At 43.6% G+C, this 23,191-nt stretch carries 23 protein-coding genes; 10 read left to right on the forward strand and 13 right to left on the reverse strand.

All coding sequences use genetic code 11. From position 1 onward, the window contains the following. Positions 1 to 2: 2 nt before the first annotated feature. From MKJ04_RS16255 to MKJ04_RS16310, 12 genes are all read right to left on the reverse strand, one after another. Entirely contained in the window at positions 3 to 1,277 is a 1,275-nt protein-coding gene (locus MKJ04_RS16255; RefSeq protein WP_241642709.1) for an O-antigen ligase family protein, read from the reverse strand. Positions 1,278 to 1,284: 7 nt separating this feature from the next. Beyond that, entirely contained in the window at positions 1,285 to 2,115 is an 831-nt protein-coding gene (locus MKJ04_RS16260; protein WP_241642710.1) for a glycosyltransferase family 2 protein, read from the reverse strand. Continuing rightward, on the reverse strand, positions 2,108 to 3,262 hold the full coding sequence (locus MKJ04_RS16265) for a glycosyltransferase (RefSeq protein WP_241642711.1): 1,155 nt from the start codon (positions 3,260 to 3,262) through the stop codon (positions 2,108 to 2,110). The genes MKJ04_RS16260 and MKJ04_RS16265 overlap by 8 nt, the downstream gene beginning before the upstream one ends. 144 nt (positions 3,263 to 3,406) lie before the next feature. Further along, positions 3,407 to 4,669: an O-antigen ligase family protein gene (locus tag MKJ04_RS16270; protein ID WP_241642712.1), complete on the reverse strand. Its 1,263-nt coding sequence runs from the start codon at positions 4,667 to 4,669 to the stop codon at positions 3,407 to 3,409. 3 nt (positions 4,670 to 4,672) lie between these two features. Next, positions 4,673 to 5,479, reverse strand: coding sequence for a glycosyltransferase family 2 protein (locus MKJ04_RS16275; protein ID WP_241642713.1), 807 nt, complete (start codon positions 5,477 to 5,479; stop codon positions 4,673 to 4,675). Between the two features lie 36 nt (positions 5,480 to 5,515). Beyond that, a complete protein-coding gene (locus tag MKJ04_RS16280) occupies positions 5,516 to 6,658 on the reverse strand; it encodes a glycosyltransferase (RefSeq protein WP_241642714.1) in 1,143 nt (380 codons plus the stop codon). Further along, entirely contained in the window at positions 6,636 to 7,757 is a 1,122-nt protein-coding gene (locus tag MKJ04_RS16285) for an N-acetyl sugar amidotransferase (RefSeq protein ID WP_241642715.1), read from the reverse strand. The genes MKJ04_RS16280 and MKJ04_RS16285 overlap by 23 nt, the downstream gene beginning before the upstream one ends. 4 nt (positions 7,758 to 7,761) lie before the next feature. Next, entirely contained in the window at positions 7,762 to 8,523 is a 762-nt protein-coding gene (locus MKJ04_RS16290; RefSeq protein ID WP_241642716.1) for an AglZ/HisF2 family acetamidino modification protein, read from the reverse strand. Between the two features lie 7 nt (positions 8,524 to 8,530). Further along, complete coding sequence (hisH, locus tag MKJ04_RS16295) at positions 8,531 to 9,145, reverse strand: imidazole glycerol phosphate synthase subunit HisH (protein ID WP_241642717.1); 615 nt, start codon at positions 9,143 to 9,145, stop codon at positions 8,531 to 8,533. A gap of 255 nt (positions 9,146 to 9,400) precedes the next feature. Continuing rightward, positions 9,401 to 10,423: a Gfo/Idh/MocA family protein gene (locus MKJ04_RS16300; protein ID WP_241642718.1), complete on the reverse strand. Its 1,023-nt coding sequence runs from the start codon at positions 10,421 to 10,423 to the stop codon at positions 9,401 to 9,403. A gap of 9 nt (positions 10,424 to 10,432) precedes the next feature. Next, positions 10,433 to 11,005, reverse strand: coding sequence for an acyltransferase (locus tag MKJ04_RS16305; RefSeq protein WP_241642719.1), 573 nt, complete (start codon positions 11,003 to 11,005; stop codon positions 10,433 to 10,435). Positions 11,006 to 11,010: 5 nt separating this feature from the next. Beyond that, a complete protein-coding gene (locus MKJ04_RS16310; protein WP_241642720.1) occupies positions 11,011 to 12,147 on the reverse strand; it encodes a DegT/DnrJ/EryC1/StrS family aminotransferase in 1,137 nt (378 codons plus the stop codon). A gap of 147 nt (positions 12,148 to 12,294) precedes the next feature. Here MKJ04_RS16310 and MKJ04_RS16315 point away from each other — a divergent pair, with 147 nt between their 5' ends. Then, entirely contained in the window at positions 12,295 to 13,194 is a 900-nt protein-coding gene (locus tag MKJ04_RS16315) for a chain length determinant protein (protein ID WP_241642721.1), read from the forward strand. A gap of 75 nt (positions 13,195 to 13,269) precedes the next feature. Here MKJ04_RS16315 and MKJ04_RS16320 read toward each other — a convergent pair whose 3' ends face one another. Beyond that, positions 13,270 to 14,820, reverse strand: a complete 1,551-nt coding sequence (locus MKJ04_RS16320; protein WP_241642722.1) for a carbon-nitrogen hydrolase family protein — start codon at positions 14,818 to 14,820, stop codon at positions 13,270 to 13,272. A gap of 221 nt (positions 14,821 to 15,041) precedes the next feature. Here MKJ04_RS16320 and MKJ04_RS16325 point away from each other — a divergent pair, with 221 nt between their 5' ends. The 9 genes from MKJ04_RS16325 to hisH (MKJ04_RS16365) are packed head-to-tail and all read left to right on the forward strand — an operon-like array spanning position 15,042 to position 23,182. Continuing rightward, the gene (locus tag MKJ04_RS16325) at positions 15,042 to 16,040 is read left to right on the forward strand and encodes an NAD-dependent 4,6-dehydratase LegB (protein WP_241642723.1); all 999 of its coding nucleotides are present in this window, start codon (positions 15,042 to 15,044) and stop codon (positions 16,038 to 16,040) included. Between the two features lie 24 nt (positions 16,041 to 16,064). Further along, positions 16,065 to 17,216 (forward strand): LegC family aminotransferase, encoded by a 1,152-nt coding sequence (locus tag MKJ04_RS16330; RefSeq protein WP_241642724.1) that lies wholly within the window; start codon positions 16,065 to 16,067, stop codon positions 17,214 to 17,216. After that, a complete protein-coding gene (locus tag MKJ04_RS16335; RefSeq protein WP_241642726.1) occupies positions 17,213 to 17,845 on the forward strand; it encodes an acetyltransferase in 633 nt (210 codons plus the stop codon). The genes MKJ04_RS16330 and MKJ04_RS16335 overlap by 4 nt, the downstream gene beginning before the upstream one ends. Next, positions 17,842 to 18,861 carry an N-acetylneuraminate synthase gene (neuB, locus tag MKJ04_RS16340; protein WP_241642728.1) on the forward strand — a complete coding sequence of 340 codons (1,020 nt, stop codon included), beginning with the start codon at positions 17,842 to 17,844 and terminating at the stop codon, positions 18,859 to 18,861. Before MKJ04_RS16335 ends, neuB begins: the two co-directional genes overlap by 4 nt. Beyond that, positions 18,858 to 19,958, forward strand: a complete 1,101-nt coding sequence (gene neuC, locus MKJ04_RS16345; protein ID WP_241642729.1) for a UDP-N-acetylglucosamine 2-epimerase — start codon at positions 18,858 to 18,860, stop codon at positions 19,956 to 19,958. The genes neuB and neuC overlap by 4 nt, the downstream gene beginning before the upstream one ends. A 6-nt stretch (positions 19,959 to 19,964) precedes the next feature. Further along, entirely contained in the window at positions 19,965 to 21,011 is a 1,047-nt protein-coding gene (locus tag MKJ04_RS16350; RefSeq protein ID WP_241642731.1) for a nucleotidyltransferase family protein, read from the forward strand. Continuing rightward, on the forward strand, positions 21,011 to 21,715 hold the full coding sequence (locus MKJ04_RS16355; RefSeq protein WP_241642733.1) for a cytidylyltransferase domain-containing protein: 705 nt from the start codon (positions 21,011 to 21,013) through the stop codon (positions 21,713 to 21,715). Before MKJ04_RS16350 ends, MKJ04_RS16355 begins: the two co-directional genes overlap by 1 nt. Continuing rightward, positions 21,702 to 22,550 (forward strand): imidazole glycerol phosphate synthase subunit HisF, encoded by an 849-nt coding sequence (gene hisF / locus MKJ04_RS16360; RefSeq protein WP_241642735.1) that lies wholly within the window; start codon positions 21,702 to 21,704, stop codon positions 22,548 to 22,550. The genes MKJ04_RS16355 and hisF overlap by 14 nt, the downstream gene beginning before the upstream one ends. A gap of 2 nt (positions 22,551 to 22,552) precedes the next feature. Further along, the gene (hisH, locus tag MKJ04_RS16365; protein WP_241642737.1) at positions 22,553 to 23,182 is read left to right on the forward strand and encodes an imidazole glycerol phosphate synthase subunit HisH; all 630 of its coding nucleotides are present in this window, start codon (positions 22,553 to 22,555) and stop codon (positions 23,180 to 23,182) included. Positions 23,183 to 23,191: the final 9 nt, after the last annotated feature.

Genomic DNA, 23,191 nt, shown 5'->3' on the forward strand with positions numbered 1-23,191 from the left:
TTTTATCTGTGGCTTGTTTTATCATACAGCTTCGATCGGAGGATGAACAAGCCATAGATAAAGGCAAATAACATGACACCAAGATTCGTTTGCAACACAGATTCTGTAGTCATGCTCATCATCAGGACCAGGAAGAGCATGAAGACTACCCAATCTTTCTCTCTTATAGCTAATACCAGTGGCACTAGCAACGCTCCTGACAGCAGTAGTATTCCTATGATTCCTAATGTTAAAAAAGATTGAAGATATTGATTATGAGGATTATAACTTAACAAATAAAGCACGTCACTAAAGTTATGGGCTTTATAGCACTTATTTAAGGATGTTTGATAATCGCCCGTTCCTGTGCCCCATATGTAGTTGTCTTCAATAACTTTTAAACTACAGTATAGCTGACCAACTCTTAAGTTTGTGGAATTATGGTAGGCTCCCTTTGGAGGGACAAATTCAGTATCTGCAATTTCTTTAAATCTTGCTCGTATGTTTGGTATATAAAGGATTGCACTTATAACGGACACCGAAAAAAACAGGAGAAGGACCAAGCCTAGAAAATATTTTCGCCGGTTAAGAATAAGGATCGATAGCCAGGCAACAACCGTAACTGTTACAGCTATCAAAGACATCCGAGCTCCCATCAATATGACAACGCCGAATGAAATCATAAGCGCTAATATCAGGACAAGTTTCCTAATGAGTGTCATACCCGTCCAGTACTGCATCAGAAAATAAACTAAAACTTGAAAGCAACAAGCCGCAATAAGAGCAATATAAACCGGGTGTTGAAACAAATAACTTGCTAAGTTATCCCTTGAAAAAGCAAAGGCTACAGAAACTTCAGGTGCTTGCACAGAAATAAGCAGCAATAAAGCCTTAAAGATGAGGTAGAGGTAAGCAGCGCAACAGGATAACACAAAGAAAAGGAGAATCTTATCGGTTTCTTTTCGGTCCAGCCCATTCTTCCAAACCATAGAGACGTATAATGGCACGACAAGCAAGGCAAGTTTGGTTTCTATGTTATGCCAACCTCTGGATAAATCATCAGAATAGAGCAGCCCAATGGCATGCATAATCAGGAATAGCGGTGGTAACAAAGCAGGTAAATATAAAGAGCCCCTGATATCAGGTTGCTTTCTTCTGTTGTATAAAACCACGATACCACTGATAAACATAAGTACCACCACTGCCCGTTCCAGATGCAGCGGCTGAGGAATTGTTATTCCTAAAAGGCACACTAATATAAAAGGTGTTTTATTACGGTAGCTACTGAGTAGATTCATCCGGCTTTTAAGCGTTCTTATTTTTAATTTGATGGGTTTTTGCTGCTAGGTTTGTTTTCTTCCTTTCCCTATCCACGAGCCATCCCCACTTATTGAAATACTGAACCATAGACCTCAAGTGGTAATAAAATATTCTGATTTTTTTGGAAGAGGCTCTTTCATAACGATGGTAGATTCTCTCGTTTGCATAGAAAACTAGCCTACTGCATGCTCCAATTCTGCGGCACAAATCCAGATCTTCCATATACATAAAAAACCTTTCATCGAAACCTCCCACTTTTTTCAATACTGAAGTTCTGGAGAACAGAAAGCAACCCAGTAAAAAAGGAACTTCAAGGTTATGTTCGAAGCTTTCATCCTCATATTGATGTTGCCTGATCCTGCCTCTGAAAATCTTTTCGCCAAGTGGTATTCTTCTGGCAAACATATCCAGCGGACTCGGAATGAGCCTGCACGAGAGTTGGATAGATTCATCAGGGTAAACCACTTTAGGGGATACTAAGCCGACTTCGTTATTGGCTTCCATATATGTGAAGAGGTTGTCCAACACGGAGCTACCAAAATACACATCTGGGTTAAGGATAAGGCAATACTTACTGTCCTCCAGACTTTTCTGAAGCGCATAGTTATGTGCCTTGCCGAAGCCCACATTTTGATTATTATAATGGTATAACAGGCGCGAATCCCGAACTACTTCATTTCTTAGCTTATCTGTAGGGGAGTTATCAATAATATAAAGGCGAACCTGTAGCTTCGTGTTAAGAAAGCTCTCGATTGCTTCATTCAGTATGGCTGGATCATTGCAATATGTAACGATCGAAGCTGTAATATCAAACATGTTGCCCTTCGTTTTTGTAAAGAAGCACGCTGAAAAGCTCTTTCCACCCAACAACTTCTAATTTGGTTCGAGGCTGATTCTCGCACTCGGTTTTATCAAACACAAGGCAATTGTTAAGTGCCGCTTCCATGGCATCAGCAAGTTTTGGAGGGTTATCGGGCTCTACAAATTTTGCCTTGCTATAGCCTTCAGCTGTCTCCTTTGCATATGGGAGATTTGCCAGGAGCATAGGTTTGTTATACTCCCTGAACTCTGTAATAGGCAAACCCCACGTCTCAAGTTTGGACGGAAATAGAAGGCAATCGGCTTCAGCATATATGTCAAACACTTCATTTCGGGGTAGCAAACCCTTCCACTCAATCAACGGATCATTTTTATATAGCCTGTATAAGTGTGCTGCATATTTATTCTCATTTCCCGCTAAGGTGACTATTAATTTGAAGTTATGGTAGCCCCTCTGCTGCAATAGCTTAGACGCTTCAAATGCCACTTCAAAATTTTTGAATACTCTTGGAAAGCTCGGGTAAAAGAATATGAAGTTTTGCTTCAGGCCATTTTGGGCAAGTAGCTTTTTTGAGTGGTTTAGTATTGCAGAACCAGGCTGAACATTTACTGTAGGATGAGAAACAATAATATTATCGACATTAAACAACTTCTTAAATTCTTCTCTGAGCCATTTTTGCTGTACAATTATATAATCGTTCTTCTTTATATTTATTCTATATAGGTACTTATAAAACGCTGAAAATGCCACTAATTTAGGCTCCATCTTAAGGGTCTCTAAGGTAGTACTGTAAAAAGGAGTTGAATTATGGCAATAAACAGCTTTTATCTTTGCGTCTATGTTCGGGGACATATCATGTAAAGAAAGCCACAATAGGGGAGAAAGCTCCCGAGAAAGCTTTTTAAAATAAAAGTATTCATACCATATGCGTCTGAACCAAGAAGATTTGGCATCCTCATACTCTATGTATGTAACATGTTTAGTTTGAAAGAAACTTTTCTTATGAACTAGAGCAACGATATTGTAATCTTGATGAAGATAAGTGTCTAAATATGCAAGGCAATCTGATAAAATTGAGAGTATACCCCCTTCAACCATATTGATTCCTGATACCACAATTGTTTGCTTAGGTTTTTTGCTCATCGGTTTTCGTCAGAGATGTAGCTTATAAATATAAAGTGATCATTAATCCTTAACCTGGGAGCCCCTATTTCATAGCTTAACTTTTTTACGCTATAGTTAAAGTCTTATAATGCTTTATCAACGAAACTGTAGCACTAATCATGTCTAACGATTTAAAATTAAGTTCGCTTTATACTGCCTGTATGTAAAATTAAAGATAAAGAGAAATAGAAAGAAACCTAGTACTGAATAGTTGCCAAACCTGAAAAGCCTCATCAAAAAGAATAGGAGACAACCATTGTTAATAAGCCACAAATTTTTTGATAACTGATTGTAAGAATTATCAAATTTCTTAATATTAAGAGCATACAGGAAGACAAGAGAAAGGAGTAAACCGAAAAGGCCAAGCTCAGATAAAATTCTTAGCAATAAAGAGTTTGCGTCATCTTTATTAAACTCTACTTCTTTATAGCTCTGTGTTTGAAAGTTATAAACTTTATCTCTGTATTTGTCATAATTATACCTATGAGTACCCAAACCAGATCCAAAAATTGGATTATGCCTAAGTGATTCCAGGGTTATTTGAAAATTAATATATAGTGTGTAAGTGCTTAGGTTTACATCACCCAATTTTTGGGATTGTTTAGGGTTTATAACGCTTACAGTATCGTCAATCCTGTATTTAATGAATGGTACCTTGACATATATAAAATATAGCATTGATCCTATTACAACGGCAGCCAAAGCAGTATAGAAAATATACGACTTTCTCATTTTCATGCTTAGTAAGTTGTATTTGTTAAGTGCTATAATGATAAAAGAAGCAACTAACCCAAACATGGCTACACCTGACATAGTAAGCAGCCATGTGATAAATATCAGCCAAGCCTGCTTATGAGAAATCAGAGATGTCTCACTTTTAAACAAGAGTTTATTTATTGCTAAGAAAAAGGCAGGAGCAAGGGCTATGGCCAAATGTGCTGGCTCGCTTACAATAGATGTTACTTTATATTTGTAGCCATATTCGATATTAAAAAATATATATGTTAATTCCTGAATGATTCCAAGAACGCATACTAAGTAACAGGATTTTAGATATATACGAAATACTTCAATTACATCGTATTTATTGATCTTTATAATTAAATAATAAGGTATTGATGAAATAAGTATTGCGATAACTTGTTTTATTGGCGAAGTTATAGGGTACTCATTGAGAAGTGTTTTTACTAAGCTGATAAAAAAAATTAGAAGCAATATAATTAGAAACTTTCTGTCAATGGGTAACTGCTGCTTTACAATGTAGTACAGTATAACAACTACTGAAAAAATTATATAATAGAAATAAAAGTCAAAGGGAGTTCTGGTGAGCACAAAGTCATCCAAGAAGAGAGTGAATATGGTAATGAAACTGAGAATTCTTTTCATACCTTACTTGGATATGGATAACATCGTTCTTATATAAAACTTGGAAAGCGCAATAATGTATTCTGCCTTGCTGATTAAGCTGTTTCGTCCGCCGGTTTTTACTTTTGCTCTATATGCCTCTTTAAATACCCGAATATTGCTGTTGCTGAAGCCTCCCACCCGCATCAGCACAGTTATCTGCTCCATATGTGAGGCAATAAGCTTTTCCCTTGGCCTAAGCAGGAACTCATAGTCTGCAGCAATTTTAAAACTTATGTCAAACATCCCATACTTTCTAAATAAGTACACATTGTGAAATGCACCGACATGACCTATATCCATAAATTTTCTAAATCGTTGCCATGACCATGGCTCGCCTTTTATTCTTATCGGTTTCAATCCAAAGTCTACAAGTTGTATTTTGGCAGATATGAATTCGAGGTTTGGATTATTGGCCTGTTTAATATGATCTACAAATTGCTCAACGGCTTTAGACAAAACAACATCATCAGCACCTACAAAGGCAATCCATTCGCCTGTTGCCAGCAATATGGCCTTGTTCCAAGCATCATAAATACCTTTGTCTGGTTCACTGATCCAGAACGAAATGCGATCGTCATATTTTTTAATGATATCAAGTGTGCTATCAGATGAACCGCCGTCAATAATGATGTACTCTATATTTTTATACGTCTGACTGAGAATACTCAAGATAGTTTGCTCCAAGTAAGCCGCTCCATTGTAAACAGCCGTTACAATAGTGACTCTGGGAAAATCAAGGTTACTCAAGGCGTTGATTTCTTTCCGACTGTTGCCTCCTTCTACTCTCATCTACCAATTCGTTTCAATGTGATCTGAGTGCCAAGGCTAATAAATACTTTTATTAATGAAATTGCTGAATTTATTTATGTAGGCTGCCACATTTGAATCAAATGCTCTATTAGTTATTTTAACTGAAGCTTTTAACTGTAATACTTTCGCCATCGCAGCTACGCTACCGGGAGTATAGACTGATATTTTGTCAGAGAATTTTTCGATCTCGAATATTTTCTCTTTATCAGCTTCATCACCAGGCATGATTACATGGCATCCGGCATATAAGCCTTCATATATTGTTCTGCCAATACAAAACTGAGGGTCTGCTCGTAAGATGTAATCACTAACTAAATATACATTTTCTATATTGGGCTCTTCGCCATAAAACTCAATGCGAGAGTCTTCTTTTGCAAGGTCTTTACAGTAATTCAGAAAGTGCTTGTCACCGCCATCACCAACAACAAGCAAAATTGCATCTTTATTGATGACTTGTTTAAAGGCTTTGATCACTAAGTCAACCCCTTTTATTTTAACGACTTTTCCAATGATAGAGAAAATGGTTTTTCCACCCTGAATTTTGACTTTAGTGTATATCTCCTCAATATTTATAGCAGATAAGTGTTGCATATCAAAAGGGTTGTTCAGAACGATACTGTTCTTAAGGGGTAGGTTTCGGAAAGGCTTTTCCGTTGCTTCGTCGATATAAATGACGCCAGCAGCCATTTCTAAGGATTTGATCGCCTTCAGGTTAGAACCGTCAAAAATATCCCTAATATGTATGATAAATTTAAAATCACTGTTGATGATATCGTGTAACACAAGCGAGTTCAGATGAATGTAATCGTAGTCGTTGGATTTGATAAAATGATAAATGCTGGCGGCATCTTTCAGCCACAGCATTTTTGTCAGTTTCAGGATAAGCTTACTCGCGTTTTTACCAATGTAACTTGGGTCGAATGGCAAATGAAATTCGTGAATAGAACGAACGTTGCTACCAAAAAAACTGCGGACTTGCTCAAGATCATTTTTCCTGAAGAATCGCCTACGGATAACCAAATCCACCTCCACATCCCTCAGATTTCGGATAAGTGTCTGTAGGCTTCTTGAAGCACCATAAAGACTAGTATCGTGGGTAATGAAGAGAACTCTCTTTTTGTTTAGCATCAGTTTCTTACTTCTTCCCGAGAAAGGCATGCTTTGCTTTGCTTAACTTGCTTTTTATGGCACTAAAAGATGGGTAATGGCTATGGGGTATGGGTTGCTGTGACATTATTTTATCGAACTCATCACGAGAGATATCGAATTTTTTTAGCATATATTCAATATCATCATTCAGTTTCCCCTGATCATACAATTCTTTAGACATTTCCATCAAGCCTTCTTCTCTGCTTAGCTGATTTGTTAAGACAAGGCTTGAGATATGGGCGCGCCTCTTGTCTATGCCGAACTTGAAAGGTAAAATATATACCTGATAAAATTGAGTGAATTTTGATTCCCAATGTTTCCCTCCATAATCTCTCCAATTCAGTTTTTCCTTCAAAAACTCCATTGCCTCAGACTTATTGTATGGCAGGTAATTAAGTAGAGGCACCGTCTTAACTTTATTGAAATATGAATACCTCCAATATTCAAATGTGCTGAACATGGGGTAGCTGCTCAACTTTTTAAAGCTGCCATATTTCTTATAGATAGCGTTGATATTGCGGCTATCAATCTTGTTGACATAAAACCATGATTGCGGCATTACGTTCTCAGTCGCGAAATTAGTGCCGCTCAAAAAATAACTGACCTTGTGTTCCTTAGCTATCCGATCCAATATCACAAAGATAGCATTGTCCGTGACAACTTCGATGTCAACAACTGACGCCTTTAAATAAGCAAGCTGTATGTCTTTAAATTCTTCCCAGTCAACAACATATGTATAAAGGTCAATGTCCAATTTCTTTACTATGTTCTCGATATTCTTTACGGCGAGTTCTGAATTCCATCCGTTATCTAAATGTACGCCCAGTGGTCGCAAGCCTAACTCTTTCGCACAATAAGCCAGGTAGGAGCTATCAACGCCTCCACTCAATCCAATAATACAGTCATAGTCCTTGCTTTTGCCTGCCTCTTTAATTTCTGCTACTAGCTTTTGAAGCTTTGCTTTTTTCTCCTCATCCGTATAATAAAGCACTTTAGCCATTGCGTCAAATTCATGGCAATGGTTACAAACGCCTTCATCATCAAATTGGATAGCAGCATCCGATGTATCCATAATACATCGGATGCAAATCTGGTAAGCTCTTTTCATTTTTTTAGTTTAACGATGCTTCAAGCTCAGCATATTCAGGATATGTAATCAGCACTGCACGGTGCTTGCCATGAAAAACAAACATGCTTCCTGCCGCAACAGCGGAAGCACCCCCTCTTGTTTTAGCTTCTCTAAAATCTGCTAATTTACCAGCTCCACCACTGGCTACTATAGGGATGTGTACACTGCTTGAAATCTTATTTAATAAATCAATATCATATCCCTCACCTGTGCCATCTCGATCGATAGAGTTGACAATAATCTCACCTGCCCCTAATTGCTCTACTCTTTTAGCTAAGTCAACCGGCGAGATCCTTACTTTTTTTTGGCCTGACTCAATAAACACCTCTGCCTTCCCGAATATGCTCTTCTTTATGTCAATTGCCACAACAATACTTTGGCTTCCAAACTGAGCGGCTGCCTCTTCAATCAGGTTTGGGTTTAAATGTGCTGCAGTATTCAGAATAACTTTTTCTGCTCCTACGTTTATGATCCTTCTTACCTCATCGATATGGGATATCCCCCCACCATAACCAAATGGCATAAAGCACTCAGCAGCAATCTCCGAGATCATTTTAAAATTTGGGCCGCGTTTCTCAATAGTTGCGGTAATATCCATGAAAATGAGTTCATCAACTTCCTTATCATTGAATATCTTTACTGCATTTATCGGGTCCCCAACGTATTTAGGGTCTTTGAACTTTACCGTTTTTACTAATCCTTGGCCCCGAAGCAACAGGCATGGTATAACTCTGGTTTTCAACATAGTGGCGCTATAAGTTGGCAAAGTTACTTAATAATCTCATTCCGAACTTGTGGCTTTTTTCAGGATGGAATTGCACACCCATGATGTTGTTCTTTTCGATTGCCGAGGTAAAGTCAAACCCATAGTGTGTTTTCAGTAATTCGTCTTGGGGCTGATTACAGGCAAAATGGTAGGAGTGCACAAAGTAAAATCTGAGCTCCTCCAGCATATCTTTCAAAAGGGCACTCTGTTTTGAATTTGCGACTAGGTTCCACCCCATATGAGGCACTTTAAGGCCGCTATTTGCACCGTCAAAACTGAACCTTACGCTCTGGCCGTCTATCCAGCCTAATCCTGATTCGTGCCCTTCTTCGCTTCTGTTTCCCAGCAGTTGCATACCTAGGCAAATGCCCAGCACAGGCACTTTCTGTTCCAGGGCCTTCCAATTTAGCAGCTCTACCATACCTCGCGCTCTGAGCTGTGCCATTCCATTATCAAATGCCCCTACACCTGGCAACAACAGTTTCTCTGCTCTCTCAATTTCTTGAAGCGAGGAGCTTATCTGTGCTTTTGCCCCTATTTTTTTAAGCATGTTCAGTATTGAGCCCAGATTGCCAAGGCCATAGTCTATTATTGTGATCATAGGTGTGGCGTTTCATGTAAGTATGAAACAAAGATAAGGCAGTTGGTTGATATTACTAATTGGATTAGATGGCCATTTATTACAGCTAGCACTCTTTGAAGTAGTGACAGCGAAAGGACTTTTTAAATTGTTTTTTAAGCCCTGAAAATCCTGAAAATATTCCTAAAGCTGAAATCCTACCACTGAAACATACCCTTTCTGACATCAGGGGAGGCTACTGCCGATTATTCATTCCAATAGACCCGAAAATATAACTTACTCATTTTTTGTGGCATAAATCCTTTCGATCATTTCCACTACTTTTAATCCTTCCAGAGCATTGGTAGTGATTGTGGATCTGCCTTTAAGCGTGTCTACCACATTTTCGAAGATGGAGCGGTAGTTAGAGGCAGAGCCTTTGTAGTGGACATAGTCGTTTGCAGGGTTGGAGGGGGGGAGATCTGGCATAGTATAATCCTGAATGTGGCAGTACTCTACTTCATTCATGTATTGTCCGCCGATTTTCACGCTTCCCTTGGAGCCGAGTATGGTCAAGCTGCTTTCCAGATTGGTGTCCCACACGGCTGATGAATAATTGATACTGCCCATACCCCCGTTGATGAAATCAAACGAAACAAACCCGGAGTCTTCGAAGTCTGTGGAGTGCTTGTGGGCAAAGTCATTAAACTTTGCCTGAATGTTGGTGATGTCGCCAAACAGCCAGTACATGATATCGACGAAATGCGAAAACTGCGTGAACAGGGTCCCGCCGTCCAGCTCCTTGTTTCCTTTCCAGCTGCCGGGTTTGTAGTAGCGGTCGTCGCGGTTCCAATAGCAATTGATCTGCACCATGTATACATCGCCCAGAATGTTGTTCTCGATCACATCCTTTATCCAGACAGAGGGCGGGGAGTACCTGTTCTGCATCACGCAGAATATATTCCGGGATACCTGAAGCGCCTTGAAAATAACCGCCTCACAGCCTGCCTTTGTCAGCCCCATCGGCTTTTCGCAGACCACGTGCATTTTCTTGTTTAAGGCGGCAATTGCCTGGGTGGCATGCAATCCGTTAGGTGTACAGATGTTTACAACATCTGGCTGCTCTGCATCCAGTAATGCATCGATAGACGCGTAAAAAGGCACATCATATATTTCTGTGCCTACCTCAGAGGCGGGACGTATGTCGCAGAGGGCAATAAGCTCTGCCTCCGGATGACGCAGTATCATTTCTGCATGCCTTTTGCCAATATGGCCGCAGCCAACAATGGCAAACTTAACTTTGTTTTCTATGTAGGTCATTTGGGGTAATTAGCTTACTCGGATTACATGCTTGTCTTGCAGCCGGTACGTCTGGCCACTTTCAGGGCAGGCGGCATTGCCTTGTGCATCAAACGAGAGCTTGTGTCCATATTCGCTCATCCAGCCAATTTGTCTGGATGGGTTACCAACTACAAGCGCAAAGGCGGGAACGTCTTTGGTTACCACGGCTCCAGCTCCAATGAAGGCGTATTCGCCTATGTCATGGCCGCATACCACAGTGGCATTGGCTCCGATGGTAGCCCCTTTGCCTACATGGGTTCGGGCATACTGGTCGCGTCGGTTAATGGCGCTTCGGGGGTTCGTCACATTCGTAAACACCATGGAAGGCCCCAGAAACACATCATCATCGCAGGTTACCCCGGTGTAAATAGAGACGTTGTTCTGTACTTTCACATTGTTTCCTAATACAACCTGTGGCGAGATCACTACATTCTGGCCGATATTGCAATTCTCACCAATTCGGCAGTCTGGCATGATATGGGAGAAGTGCCAGATTTTACTTCCGGCCCCGATGGTGCAACCCGCGTCTATAATCGCAGTCGCGTGGCTAAAAAATTCCATTCTTGTTATAATCCTTTACTTGTTATGAACTCGACCACAGCGTCTGAAATGTATAGCAACTCCTCTTCCTCTTGCTCTGTATGGATAGGCAATGAGATCACGCGCTCCGAAAGCATCTCAGAAACCGGGAAATCTCCTTTCGTATACACATAATTACTGTAAGCTTTCTGAAGATGAAGTGGTATAGGATAATATACCATCGATGGGATGCCCTTCTGTGCGAGATAGTCCCTTAACTCTTCTCTGTCGAAATCGTGGCAGACCAGGGTATACTGATGAAAAACATGCGTCGAAGAGGGGCTTCGCTCAGGAATGGAGATGGAGGCGTATTTTTGTAAGGCGTTGTCGTAAAATGCTGCCGATTTGTTTCTTTGCGTATTGTATGCGTCGAGTTGTTTGAGCTTCACACGCAGAATGGCTGCCTGAAGTGTGTCTAACCTGGAATTAACCCCAACGATATCATGATGGTACTTTACCCGCTGGCCGTGGTTTGCAATCATCTTGATACGAAGGGCAAGTGCCTCGTCCTGGACAAAAATTGCCCCGCCATCGCCGTAACAACCCAAATTTTTTGAGGGGAAGAAAGATGTTGTACCGATCGTGCCCATGGTGCCGGCGTGCTTTGTAGTACCGTCACTAAAGGTATAAGTTGCACCAATGGCCTGCGCCGTGTCTTCAATTACATGAACCTGATGCTCTCTCGCGATTTGCATAATCGGCTCCATGTCAGCACATTGCCCAAAAAGGTGCACAGGCACGATGGCGCGGGTTTTAGGGGTGATTTTGGCTGCCACATGCTCAGGCGAAATCATAAAGGTGGTCGGGTCCACATCCACAAAAACAGGGGTGAGACCCAATAATGCTATCACTTCGGCTGTGGCCACATAAGTAAAGCTTGGAACAATGACCTCATCACCTTCTTTCAGGCCCAGAGCCATCATGGCGAGTTGCAAGGCATCAGTGCCGTTTGCACAAGGGATAACATGCCTTGATCCAGTATAAGTAGCTAATTCTGTAGCGAATTCAGCTACAGCAGGGCCATTGATATATGCTGCTGATTGAATGGTATTTTGAATGGCAGCGTCAATTTCTACCTTTACACGGTAGTATTGACCCTGTAGGTCAACCATTTGTAGTTTCATAGGTGAATGGTGGTGCTGAGGGCATGAGCTGTAATAACATATAGCTCATTTTCAATGGTCCAAAATTACACAAAATAATTTCACAAACTGCAGTTGTAAACTTATTCAATATTGCTAGTATATTTGTCCGGATACAATTTTAAGTAAATGTTAAAGGAACATCAGCAGGAAAGAATGCAAAATGAACGCGATGAAGTTGATCTGAGGGTTGTCTTTGACTACATCCAGCGGTTTTTTCAGAGTATTGGCAATAAGATCAGCTATGTTGCTCGTGCCATTAAATCCCAGCTTATACCCTTTTTAATGATACTATTAATTGGTTTAGGAATTGGATATGCTGATTATTCCTTAGAAAGACCATATTATACCTCGTCTATGACGATGGTCTTGGCGGAAATAAGAAATGAGTTTGTGGAAGACCAACTGAACAAGCTTTCATCGATGGTCGGGGAAGGCAATGTCGAGGGGCTTGCCGCTAATTTAGATATTTCCGTTGAGGCAGCACGCCAGATCAAGTCCTTAATGTTTTCTAACCTTGACCAGCTAAGAATCGCTGAAGACAGCGTTTTAACAGGCTCTCCTTTCAAAGTAGAGCTTACCCTCTATGATAAGCAACTGTTTAGTTCGATGGAGCCGGCTATCACAAATTATCTTGAGAACAACCCTTACTTCTCCAAGCAAAAAAGGATCAAGCAGAAAAAAGTGGAGGACTTGATTTCGAAGTATAAGTCTGAGATTGTTTCTATGGACACGCTCAAGTCTGAAGTGATTAACCCCCGGGGACCTGTAAACGGATTTGTATATGGCGAGCCAATCGATCCGACGAACCTGTACCGAGAAAGCATTAGTTTATACCAAAAGCAAGTTGAACTAGAAGCTTCGTTAGAGCAGATTGATAATATTCAGGTTGTCACTGGCTTTTACTCGAGAAATAAGCCTTCGGGGCCCAGATTGTTAATCTATATGGTATCCAGTGCCGTTGTAGCTTTGTTCATAGGCATGTTTGTAGCCCTATATCTGGAAAATAAGAAGAGAAATCGCGCTTAATTTTTTTCACCGGAATGAAGAAGAGCCGCTGCCTTTTAAAGGGCAGCGGCTCTTCTTCATTCCGGTGAATAGTATTTACTCTTCCTTCCGCGTTACCCAGCTCAGGTTATATAGGTCCTTGCGGCGGTCTTTCAGGTTGCGCACGCTACCTGCGGCGTTAAGGTCTTTCAACAAGTCCAGATCTAAGTCCGCTATTAGCGTCATCTCGGTGTTAGGGGTAGCCTCAGCAATTACGGCGTCATGCGGGAAGGCGAAGTCAGAAGGGGAGAAGACGGCAGACTGGGAATACTGAATGTCCATGTTCTCCACCTTCGGCAGGTTACCGACACTACCCGTGATGGCCACATAGCACTCGTTCTCGATGGCGCGTGCCTGCGAGCATAGGCGTACCCGAAGGTAGGCGTTTTTGGTATCCGTCCAGAAAGGCACAAACAGGATTTTCATGTCCATGTCTGACAGCATGCGGGCCAGCTCCGGGAACTCCACGTCGTAGCAGATCAGGATACCGATCTTTCCAATGTCTGTGTCAAAAATCTTCAGTTTATGGCCTCCGCGCATACCCCAGTAATGCGACTCGTCGGGCGTAACGTGCAGTTTGTACTGCGCATCGTAGGTGCCGTCGCGGCGGCAGAGGTAGCTTACGTTGTAAAGCTTGTTGTCGTAATACTCCGGCATGCTGCCAGCGATGATGTTGATGTTATAGGAGAGCGCGAGCTGCACCATGCGCTCCCGGATCTCCTCGGTATACTCGGCCATGCTCCGGATCGCCTCTGAGGGAGACTCCTCGTTGGTGAGGGCCATCAGCGGCGCATTGAAGAACTCAGGGAACACCACGATGTCCGACTTATACGAGCTTACCGTGTCGACAAAAAACTCCACTTGTTGCATAAAATCCTCCAGATCCTTTACCGCGCGCATCTGCCATTGCACAATACCGATGCGCACCACCGTCTTGCGGCCACCGATAATTTCCTCCTTCTCCTCATAATACACGTTGATCCACTCCAGGAGTGTGGCGTATGAGCGTGATTCCTTGTCGTCGGGCAGGTAGTTTTTCAGAATTTTACGGACGTGGAAACCGTTGCTGAGCTGGAAGGAGAGGACCGGGTCAGACAGTTCTTTGTTGCGTACCATCTCGATGTACTTGGCCGGCGTCAGCTTGTCGGCATAGTCTTTATACCCAGGTATACGGCCTCCGGCAATGATGCCGCGCAGGTTCAGGTTCTCACAGATTTCCTTGCGGGCATCGTAGAGGCGGCGGCCCAGGCGCAGGTTGCGGTATTCCGGGTGCACAAACACATCGATGCCATAAAGCGTCTCGCCATCCGGGTCGTGGGATTTGAAAGTGCCGTTGTCGATGATCTGCTCGTAGGTATGCTTGTCGCCATACTTGTCGTAGCTGATCACCAGGCTCAGGGCGGCAGCCACCACCGTGCCGTTGTCCTCGATGCATATCTGGCCCTCCGGAAACTTCTTCAGCAGGTTCGAGAACTCTTTGCGTGTCCAGGCGCCGTCTATGTTACGGTACACCAGGTTCATGATTTCTTGTACTTCTTTGTAGTCTTTCAGCTCCAATTGGCGGAGCAGCAATCTATGTTCAAAACTGGTTTCGATTTTTTCGCTCATGTGTGGGGTTGTGTAACGGGAATCCAAGGTACTAAAGGTTCTACTTCCTGCAAAAGGTTTTAATGTAGTGCCTTGGGTAGCTTCTAGTTAAGTTTAAAGGAATGTACTTTTTATAGTTATGTTCAAGGCTATTTTACATTAACATGTTTCATTTGGTTTAAGAAAGCCATAATTTAGCACCTTTAAATTAGAGGAATTTTATTCTCACATACCTGTCCTATATGAGTCTGAAAGGGAAGACAGTGCTTGTTACAGGCGCTGACGGTTTTATTGGAAGCCACTTAACGGAAATGCTTTTAAAGGAAGATTGTACCGTCAAAGCTTTTGTGCTTTACAATTCTTTCAATAGCTGGGGCTGGTTAGACAGCCTCCCGACACATAAAAAAGACAAACTGACGATCTTCTCTGGTGATGTAAGAGACCCAAACGGAGTGCGGACGGCTATGCAGGGGGTAGACTATGTTTTCCACCTCGCGGCTTTGATTGCCATCCCTTATAGCTACCACTCCCCAGACAGCTACGTGGATACTAACATCAAAGGGACGCTGAATGTTTTACAGGCCGCTCGCGATTTAGGCACGGAAAGGGTGCTGGTCACTTCTACCTCCGAGGTATATGGCACGGCGCAGTTTGTACCTATCACTGAACTGCACCCAAAACAGGGACAGTCTCCTTATTCGGCCACTAAGATTGGAGCTGATGCGATAGCCGAGTCTTTCTACAGAAGCTTTAACCTGCCTGTGACTATTGTCAGGCCGTTTAATACCTACGGGCCGCGCCAATCGGCAAGGGCGGTTATACCGACCGTTATCACGCAACTGCTCAAGGGCGTGGAGGAAATCAAACTGGGAGACTTGACACCAACGAGAGACCTGCTTTTTGTGAAAGATACTGCCAGGGGCTTTATTGAAATAGCAAAGTGCCGCGAGCTGATCGGGCATGAAGTGAACCTGGCCACGCAGTCCGAAATTGCAATTGGGGAACTGGCGCAGGAACTGATCCGCCAGATAAACCCTAATTCAAAAATAGTAACGGACAATCAGCGGCTGCGCCCTGCAAAAAGTGAAGTATTCCGGTTATTTGGCTCCAATGAGAAAATAAAACAGTATACTGGCTGGCAGCCAAGTTATTCTTTAAAAGAAGGACTCGCCGAGACAATAGCCTGGTTTAGCGATAAAGAGAATCTGAGCCAGTACAAAGCTGATATTTATAATATCTGATATAAGGCTTTTCATAGACAAACAATGCCTGCTAACTTCGAAAGTGCCATCGCCCATATAAAGTCCCTTTATCCGGATGAGGAATTCATCCCTTTGCATGAGCCCAAATTTATAGGCAGAGAGAAGGAGTACGTGGCGGACGCCATTGAGTCCACGTTTGTCTCTTCGGTTGGAGCCTATGTGAACAAGTTTGAAGGCATGATGGCCGATCTGACCGGGGCAAAATTCGCTGTTGCCACCGTGAACGGGACAGCTGCTTTACATATGGCCCTGCTGGTGGCCGGTGTGAAACAGGGGGAGGAAATCATTTCGCAGGCGCTGACGTTTGTCGCCACAGCCAACGCGATTAGTTATATAGGAGCAATTCCTGTTTTCGTGGATGTGGATATGGATACGCTGGGGATGTCTGCTGAGAAGCTACAGGACTTTTTGAGTAGCCACTGTGAGCTGCGAAACGGGTTCACCTACAACAAGGTTTCCGGCAGGCGCGTGGCTGCGTGTGTGCCTATGCACAGCTTTGGGTTTCCCTGCAAGATAGATGAAATTGCCGCCATTTGTGCTGAATGGAACATTGCCCTTGTGGAGGATGCCGCAGAGTCACTGGGAAGCTATTACAAGGGAAAGCACACGGGGGTATTTGGGCAACTGGGCACTTTCAGTTTCAACGGGAATAAAACCATAACGTGTGGGGGAGGAGGTGCGATTGTAACAGACGATGAAGATCTCGCCAAGTTGGCCAGGCACCTAACCACGCAAGCGAAAGTGCCACATGCCTGGGAATTTAACCATGATATGATCGGCTATAACTACCGCATGCCGAACCTGAACGCTGCCATGGCCTGTGCTCAGTTAGAGCAGCTGCCCCGCTTTGTTGAAAACAAGCGGGAACTGGCAGGCTTATACCGTGATTTCTTTTCTTCGGTTGGTATAGCCTTTCAGACAGAGACGGCTGATGCACAGGCAAACTACTGGTTGAATGTTCTTTTGATGCAGGACAGAGGCGAAAGGGACGCTTTCCTGGAGGTCACAAACAAAAGCGGCGTGATGACTCGCCCGGCCTGGACGCTCATGCACAAACTTCCCATGTTCAGGGATGCGCAGCATGATGGCCTACAGAACAGCCTATGGATAGAGGATCGATTAGTGAATATACCAAGTAGTGTCAGGATAGCATGATAGAGCAAATAGCGTTAGTCGGATACTCCGGACACGCTTATGTCGTAGCCGAAGCCATAGAACTGTCCGGGCATAAACTTATTGGGTATTTTGAAAGAGAACAAAGCAGCCTAAATCACTTCAGACTGCCTTATCTTGGCTTTGAGGGGAACTATGAAAATTTAGCAATTGTAATCGCAAACAGCGGTAAGTTTTTTGTCGGTATCGGAGACAACAGGGTCAGAAGGCGCGTCCTGAATGATTTGCGCGCGGCCGGTTTGCAAACAACCCTCATTGCCCACCCGCGAAGCGAAATCTCGCCGAGGGCAATTTTAGGAGAAGGGACATTTGTGGCTGTGGGGGCAAAAATCAATACCCTGGCAACCATAGGAGAAGGAGTTATACTAAATACAGGATGTATTGTTGATCATGAATGCAGCGTTGGTAATTTTGTACACGTTGCCCCAGGGGCAGTGCTCGCCGGAAATGTAGAGGTTGGAAACGAGGCCTTTATAGGTGCAGGCGCTGTCGTGAAGCAGGGTATAACGATCGGCAGCAATGCCATCATCGGTGCCGGTGCAGTTGTATTGAGAGACGTACCCAATAACCAGATTTGGTTTGGGAACCCAGCCAGACCATATATAAAATGAAAAGATCCATCATCATAGCGGAGGCCGGCGTTAACCACAATGGCGATATCAACCTTGCAAAACAGCTGATTAATGTTGCAGCCCAAGCAGGGGCAGACTACGTCAAGTTCCAGACGTTTAGAGCCGAGAAACTGGTGAGCAAGGAAGCACAGAAAGCTGACTATCAAAACAGGAACTTTCAGGAAGAGGACAACTCGCAGTATGGGATGCTGAAGAAGCTGGAGTTAAGCGAGGAAGACCATCATATCTTGTTAGCGCATGCCGTCAATAAAGGGATTAAATTCTTGTCTACTGGCTTCGATGAAGACAGCATTGACTTCCTGGAAAAGCTGGGTGTAGATATCTTTAAAATACCCTCCGGTGAAATAACCAACTACCCATACCTCCAGCATATAGCCCAGAAAGGCAAACCTGTCATCCTGTCTACAGGCATGTCAACGATGGACGAGATCGGTGAAGCGATCGAAGTGCTTATCTCGTCTGGAGTATCCAGGGCGAATTTAACAGTACTGCATTGCACCACCGAGTATCCGGCCCCACTAGCGGAGGTGAATCTAAGAGCCATGACGCAGATAGGTGAGGTGTTCGGGGTAAAGATCGGGTACTCTGACCATACCCCCGGGATAGAGGTGCCCATTGCTGCAGCAGCCTTGGGAGCAGCCGTCATAGAAAAGCACTTCACACTGGACCGTGAACTTCCCGGGCCTGACCACAAGGCCTCCCTAGAGCCAATGGAATTGAGCGCCATGATCAAATCTATCCGAAATGTCGAATTGGCCTTGGGAAGCCCTGAAAAGGTCGTGACCCCTTCTGAAGAGAAAAACAGGGCAGTTGCGCGGAAGAGTATTTTTGTGGCCCACGATTTACACAGTGGGCATATACTCAAACAGGAAGACCTTGTGATGAAGCGCCCCGGCAATGGTATTTCTCCGATGCGACTGAATCAGGTATTAGGAAAGGAGCTTGTGAAAGAGGTGAGAGCAGACGCCATGCTACAATATGACTTTCTGAAATGAGAATAGCTGTACTGACAAGCTCAAGGGCTGACTATGGTATATACCTGCCCCTCCTGAACAAACTACAGGCAGATGCTTACTTTGATCTAAGACTGCTGGTATTTGGCTCGCACCTAAGTAAATTCCACGGGTATACCGCCATTCAGATCGAGAAGGATGGTTTTCAGATTGATCACCATGTAGAAACGGTCCTGTCGGCTGACTCGAAAGAGGCTATCAGCACCTCTATGGCCTTGACCTCTCTTAAATTCGCGGCAATATGGGCACAGGAAGAAGACAGGTATGACTACGTGCTCTGCCTGGGCGACCGTTACGAAATGTTCTCCGCTGTCAGTGCTGCAGCTCCATTTCATGTTAAGTTAGCGCACCTGCATGGCGGGGAAACCACCCTGGGCGCTATTGATAATCAGTTTAGGCACAGTATCTCGCTGTTCTCTACCTTGCATTTTACTTCAACTGAAGCTGCTGCACAACGAGTGAGCGCTATTACTGAGGATACCGACAATGTGTATTGTGTAGGCGCATTAAGCTTAGACAATCTAGCAACCGTCCCGCTGCTTACACTGGATGAATTTCAGAGAAAATTCGGGATAGATTTAAGCATTCCCTCCGTGCTCTTCACCTTTCACCCGGAAACGGTAAACCCACAGCACAATAGCTTGCATATTTCAGAAATAGTGGCTGTTTTGGAAAGACTAGAGTACCAGGTTATCGTTACGTTGCCAAATGCCGATACGTCCGGCAATACCATCCGGCAGAAACTGCTGGAGTGTGCTGATACCAGCAGACAAATAAAAGTTGTCGAGAACTTTGGTACCCAAGGATACTTCACCTGCTTGAAGCACTGCGCTTTTCTGCTAGGCAACACCTCCAGTGGCATTTTAGAGGCAGCCTCCTTCGGGAAATATGTTGTAGACTTAGGGAGCAGGCAGGCCGGCCGGGAGCATGGCCCAAATGTGCTGAAATGCCGCATCAGCCAAACGGAGATTTTGTCAACTGTCAACCGAATACCTTCACTGCCACCCCTGGATCATACGAACATCTATTGGCAAGGGGGAGCTGCCGATAAGATCATCCGTGTGCTCAAGACCATCTAACTACATATGATACAAACTGAAAACCATCTGATCAAGGAGACCGACTCCATTAAATCAGCGCTTATCAAGCTAAATGAGCTTGGTGTCTACCTGACTCTTTTTGCTGTTGACGAAGACAGAAAGTTAGTGGGCACTTTAACGGACGGTGATATTCGCAGAGCACTCATTCAGGACATACCCGTGAGTGAACCGGTGAGTAAGGCAATGCACAGAGATTTCTTTTATCTCCGGAAAAACAAATTCTCATTGGATGCCATACAGCAAATCAAGGAATTGCAGCTTCATCTGGTGCCATACCTGGATGAGGGGGGGAAGCTGCTTAAGATTATAAATTTCGACTCGAAGAAATCGTTTTTGCCGATTGATGCATTTATCATGGCTGGCGGCAAAGGGCTGCGTCTCAGGCCTTTAACGCTAAATGTGCCAAAGCCCCTGCTAAAAGTGGGCAATAAACCTATAATGGAGCGTAACCTGGATTTGCTGTGCAATTTCGGTATTCAAAATGCCTATATCTCCATCAATTACCTGGGCGAGCAAATCATCGAGTATTTTCAACACGACTACAAGGGAGAAATAAAGCTTGAGTATGTACGGGAAGGGAAGCCGCTGGGAACTTTAGGGTCCATGTCTTTGGTAGATGGTTTTGAGAACGATTACATTCTGCTGATGAACTCGGATCTCCTGACTAACATAGACCTGGAGGACTTTTTTTTCGATTTCCTGAAAAGTGATGCCGCTATGGCCATTGCCACTGTGCCATACAAAGTGGATGTACCTTATGCTGTGTTAGAGACTTCCAATAACTTTGTTTCGAATCTGAAAGAAAAGCCAAGTTATACCTATTACTCAAACGGGGGGATTTATCTTATTAAAAGAGAACTGACAAAGTTGGTCCCATTTGACAGTTTCTATAACGCAACAGATTTAGTCGAAAATTTGATTGCGTCGAAAATGAAAGTGCTTTCCTACCCTTTGCGGTCCTATTGGCTTGATATAGGAAAACACGAAGATTTTGAAAAAGCTCAGGAAGATGTGAAACATATAAAATTCTGATGGAGATCTTATACCTCATCCCGGCTCGGGGCGGCTCGAAGGGTATACCCGGCAAAAATATAAAGCCGCTAAATGGTAAACCCCTGATTGGATACACAATCGAATTTGCAAGAAAAGTAGCCCTTAACGAAAGAAATATTTACCTCTCCACCGATTCTGATGAGATTATTCGAGTTGCTGCGGAGTTTGGCCTGGAGGCACCTTTTGTGCGCCCTGCTTCACTGGCGAGTGACAGCGCAGGCATGAATGACGTTATTGTGCACGCGATTAACCATTTTGAAGCTGCCGAGAACAAGAGAGTTGACGCTGTGATGCTGCTTCAGCCAACAGCCCCGTTCAGGAAGACTATACACCATGAGGAGGTGCTTTCGTTGTACAAAGACGGTTTCGACATGGTGGTGTCTGTGCTGGAGCCACCATACAACCCATACTATACCTTGTTTGAGGAAGATGAAAATGGTTTTCTTGCTAAGTCAAAAAAGGCTAATTTTGAGCGCCGCCAGGATATCCCGAAAGTTTACGCTTACAACGGCTCAATCTATCTCTTTAACGCAGCCAAGGTAAAGGAGCAGCCTTTGCACTCTCTCAAGCGGGTGGTGAAGTATGTAATGGATGATATTCACTCTATTGACATCGACTCAAACCTGGATTGGATTTTGGCGGAGGCCATTTTGCGCAACGGACTTATACATGAAAACAGTTAGAATTATACCTAGGTTAGACATAAAAGGCCCAAACCTGGTGAAGGGAATACATTTGGAGGGACTCAGGGTACTGGGTAAGCCAGAGGATTTTGCGCAGTACTATTATGAAAATGGGGCTGACGAGCTTATCTACCAAGACGTTGTAGCAAGTTTGTATGAACGAAACAGCTTAAAAGACATTATCTCAGCTACTGCAAAAAATATTTTTATTCCACTCACAGTGGGTGGGGGCATTAGAACGCAAGAGGATATCAAAGAAATCCTTCGGGCCGGGGCAGACAAGGTTTCTATAAACACTGCCGCAGTTAAAAACCCGACGTTCATCCAACAAGCCTCCAGAAGATTCGGCTCTTCCACAATCGTTGTGGCCATCGAGGCTATCCGGCAGCCAGATGGGAAATACTTTATTTTTACAGATAACGGAAGGGAGTATACGGGCATTGATGCAATAGAGTGGGCCGCCCAAGTAGAATCACTTGGCGCCGGTGAGTTGAGCGTTACTTCTGTAGACAACGAAGGGACTGGGAAAGGGCTTGACCTTGAGCTCGTAAAACGTATATCAGATTCCGTTTCTATACCTGTTATTGCCCATGGAGGCATCGGAAGTGCAAAGCACATGGCTGAGGCTAACGTGAAATGCAGTGTGGACGCCTTTGCCGTATCCTCTATATTGCACTATGATTTCATCAAGCAGGCGCTTCACAACAGGGCATATGAAACTGAGGGAAATATCGACTTCCTGTTGAGTGGTAGAACCAAGGGCAACATCGAGACTATTGGCATACCAGATTTAAAGAATTACCTCAACAGAGAGGGTATAAGCTGTAGAGTTTGATAATGGAGAAGAACGTTGTATTAGTAGACTACGGGTTAGGCAACCTCTTTAGTATAAGCCAGGCATTTAAAAAAACAGGCGTTACTCCTGTCATAAGTTCTGACATAAGAGATTTGTTGCAGGCTACCCATATCGTGTTACCGGGAGTCGGCGCTTTCGGTGATGCCATGACAAACCTAAAGCAACTGGGATTGATTTCGCCTTTGCTTGAAAAAGTTTCTTCCGGCACACCGCTGCTAGGTGTTTGCCTGGGTATGCAGCTTCTGTTTGAAGCGAGTGAAGAGTATGGCGTACATCAAGGGCTAGGCCTAATCAAAGGAGGTATAAAACGGTTTCCCAATGAGATTGACAGCAAAAAGCTTAGAGTGCCCAACATCGGGTGGCTGGGAATAGAACACGCTGATAACGAGAAAAGCCTAAAAGGTATACCCTCCGGAGAATTTATGTACTTTGTGCATTCATACTATACAACCCCAGATGACAGCGAGGATGTATTAACCACCACCGTATACCAAGGGTTTGAATACTGCTCATCTGTCAGTAAAAACAATATCGTAGGTTTTCAATTCCATCCGGAGAAGAGCGGACAGAGCGGCCTAAAACTATATGATAACTTCATAAACAATTTTTAATATTCAATA

The organism is Pontibacter sp. E15-1 (assembly GCF_022601975.1).
Classification (GTDB): domain Bacteria; phylum Bacteroidota; class Bacteroidia; order Cytophagales; family Hymenobacteraceae; genus Pontibacter.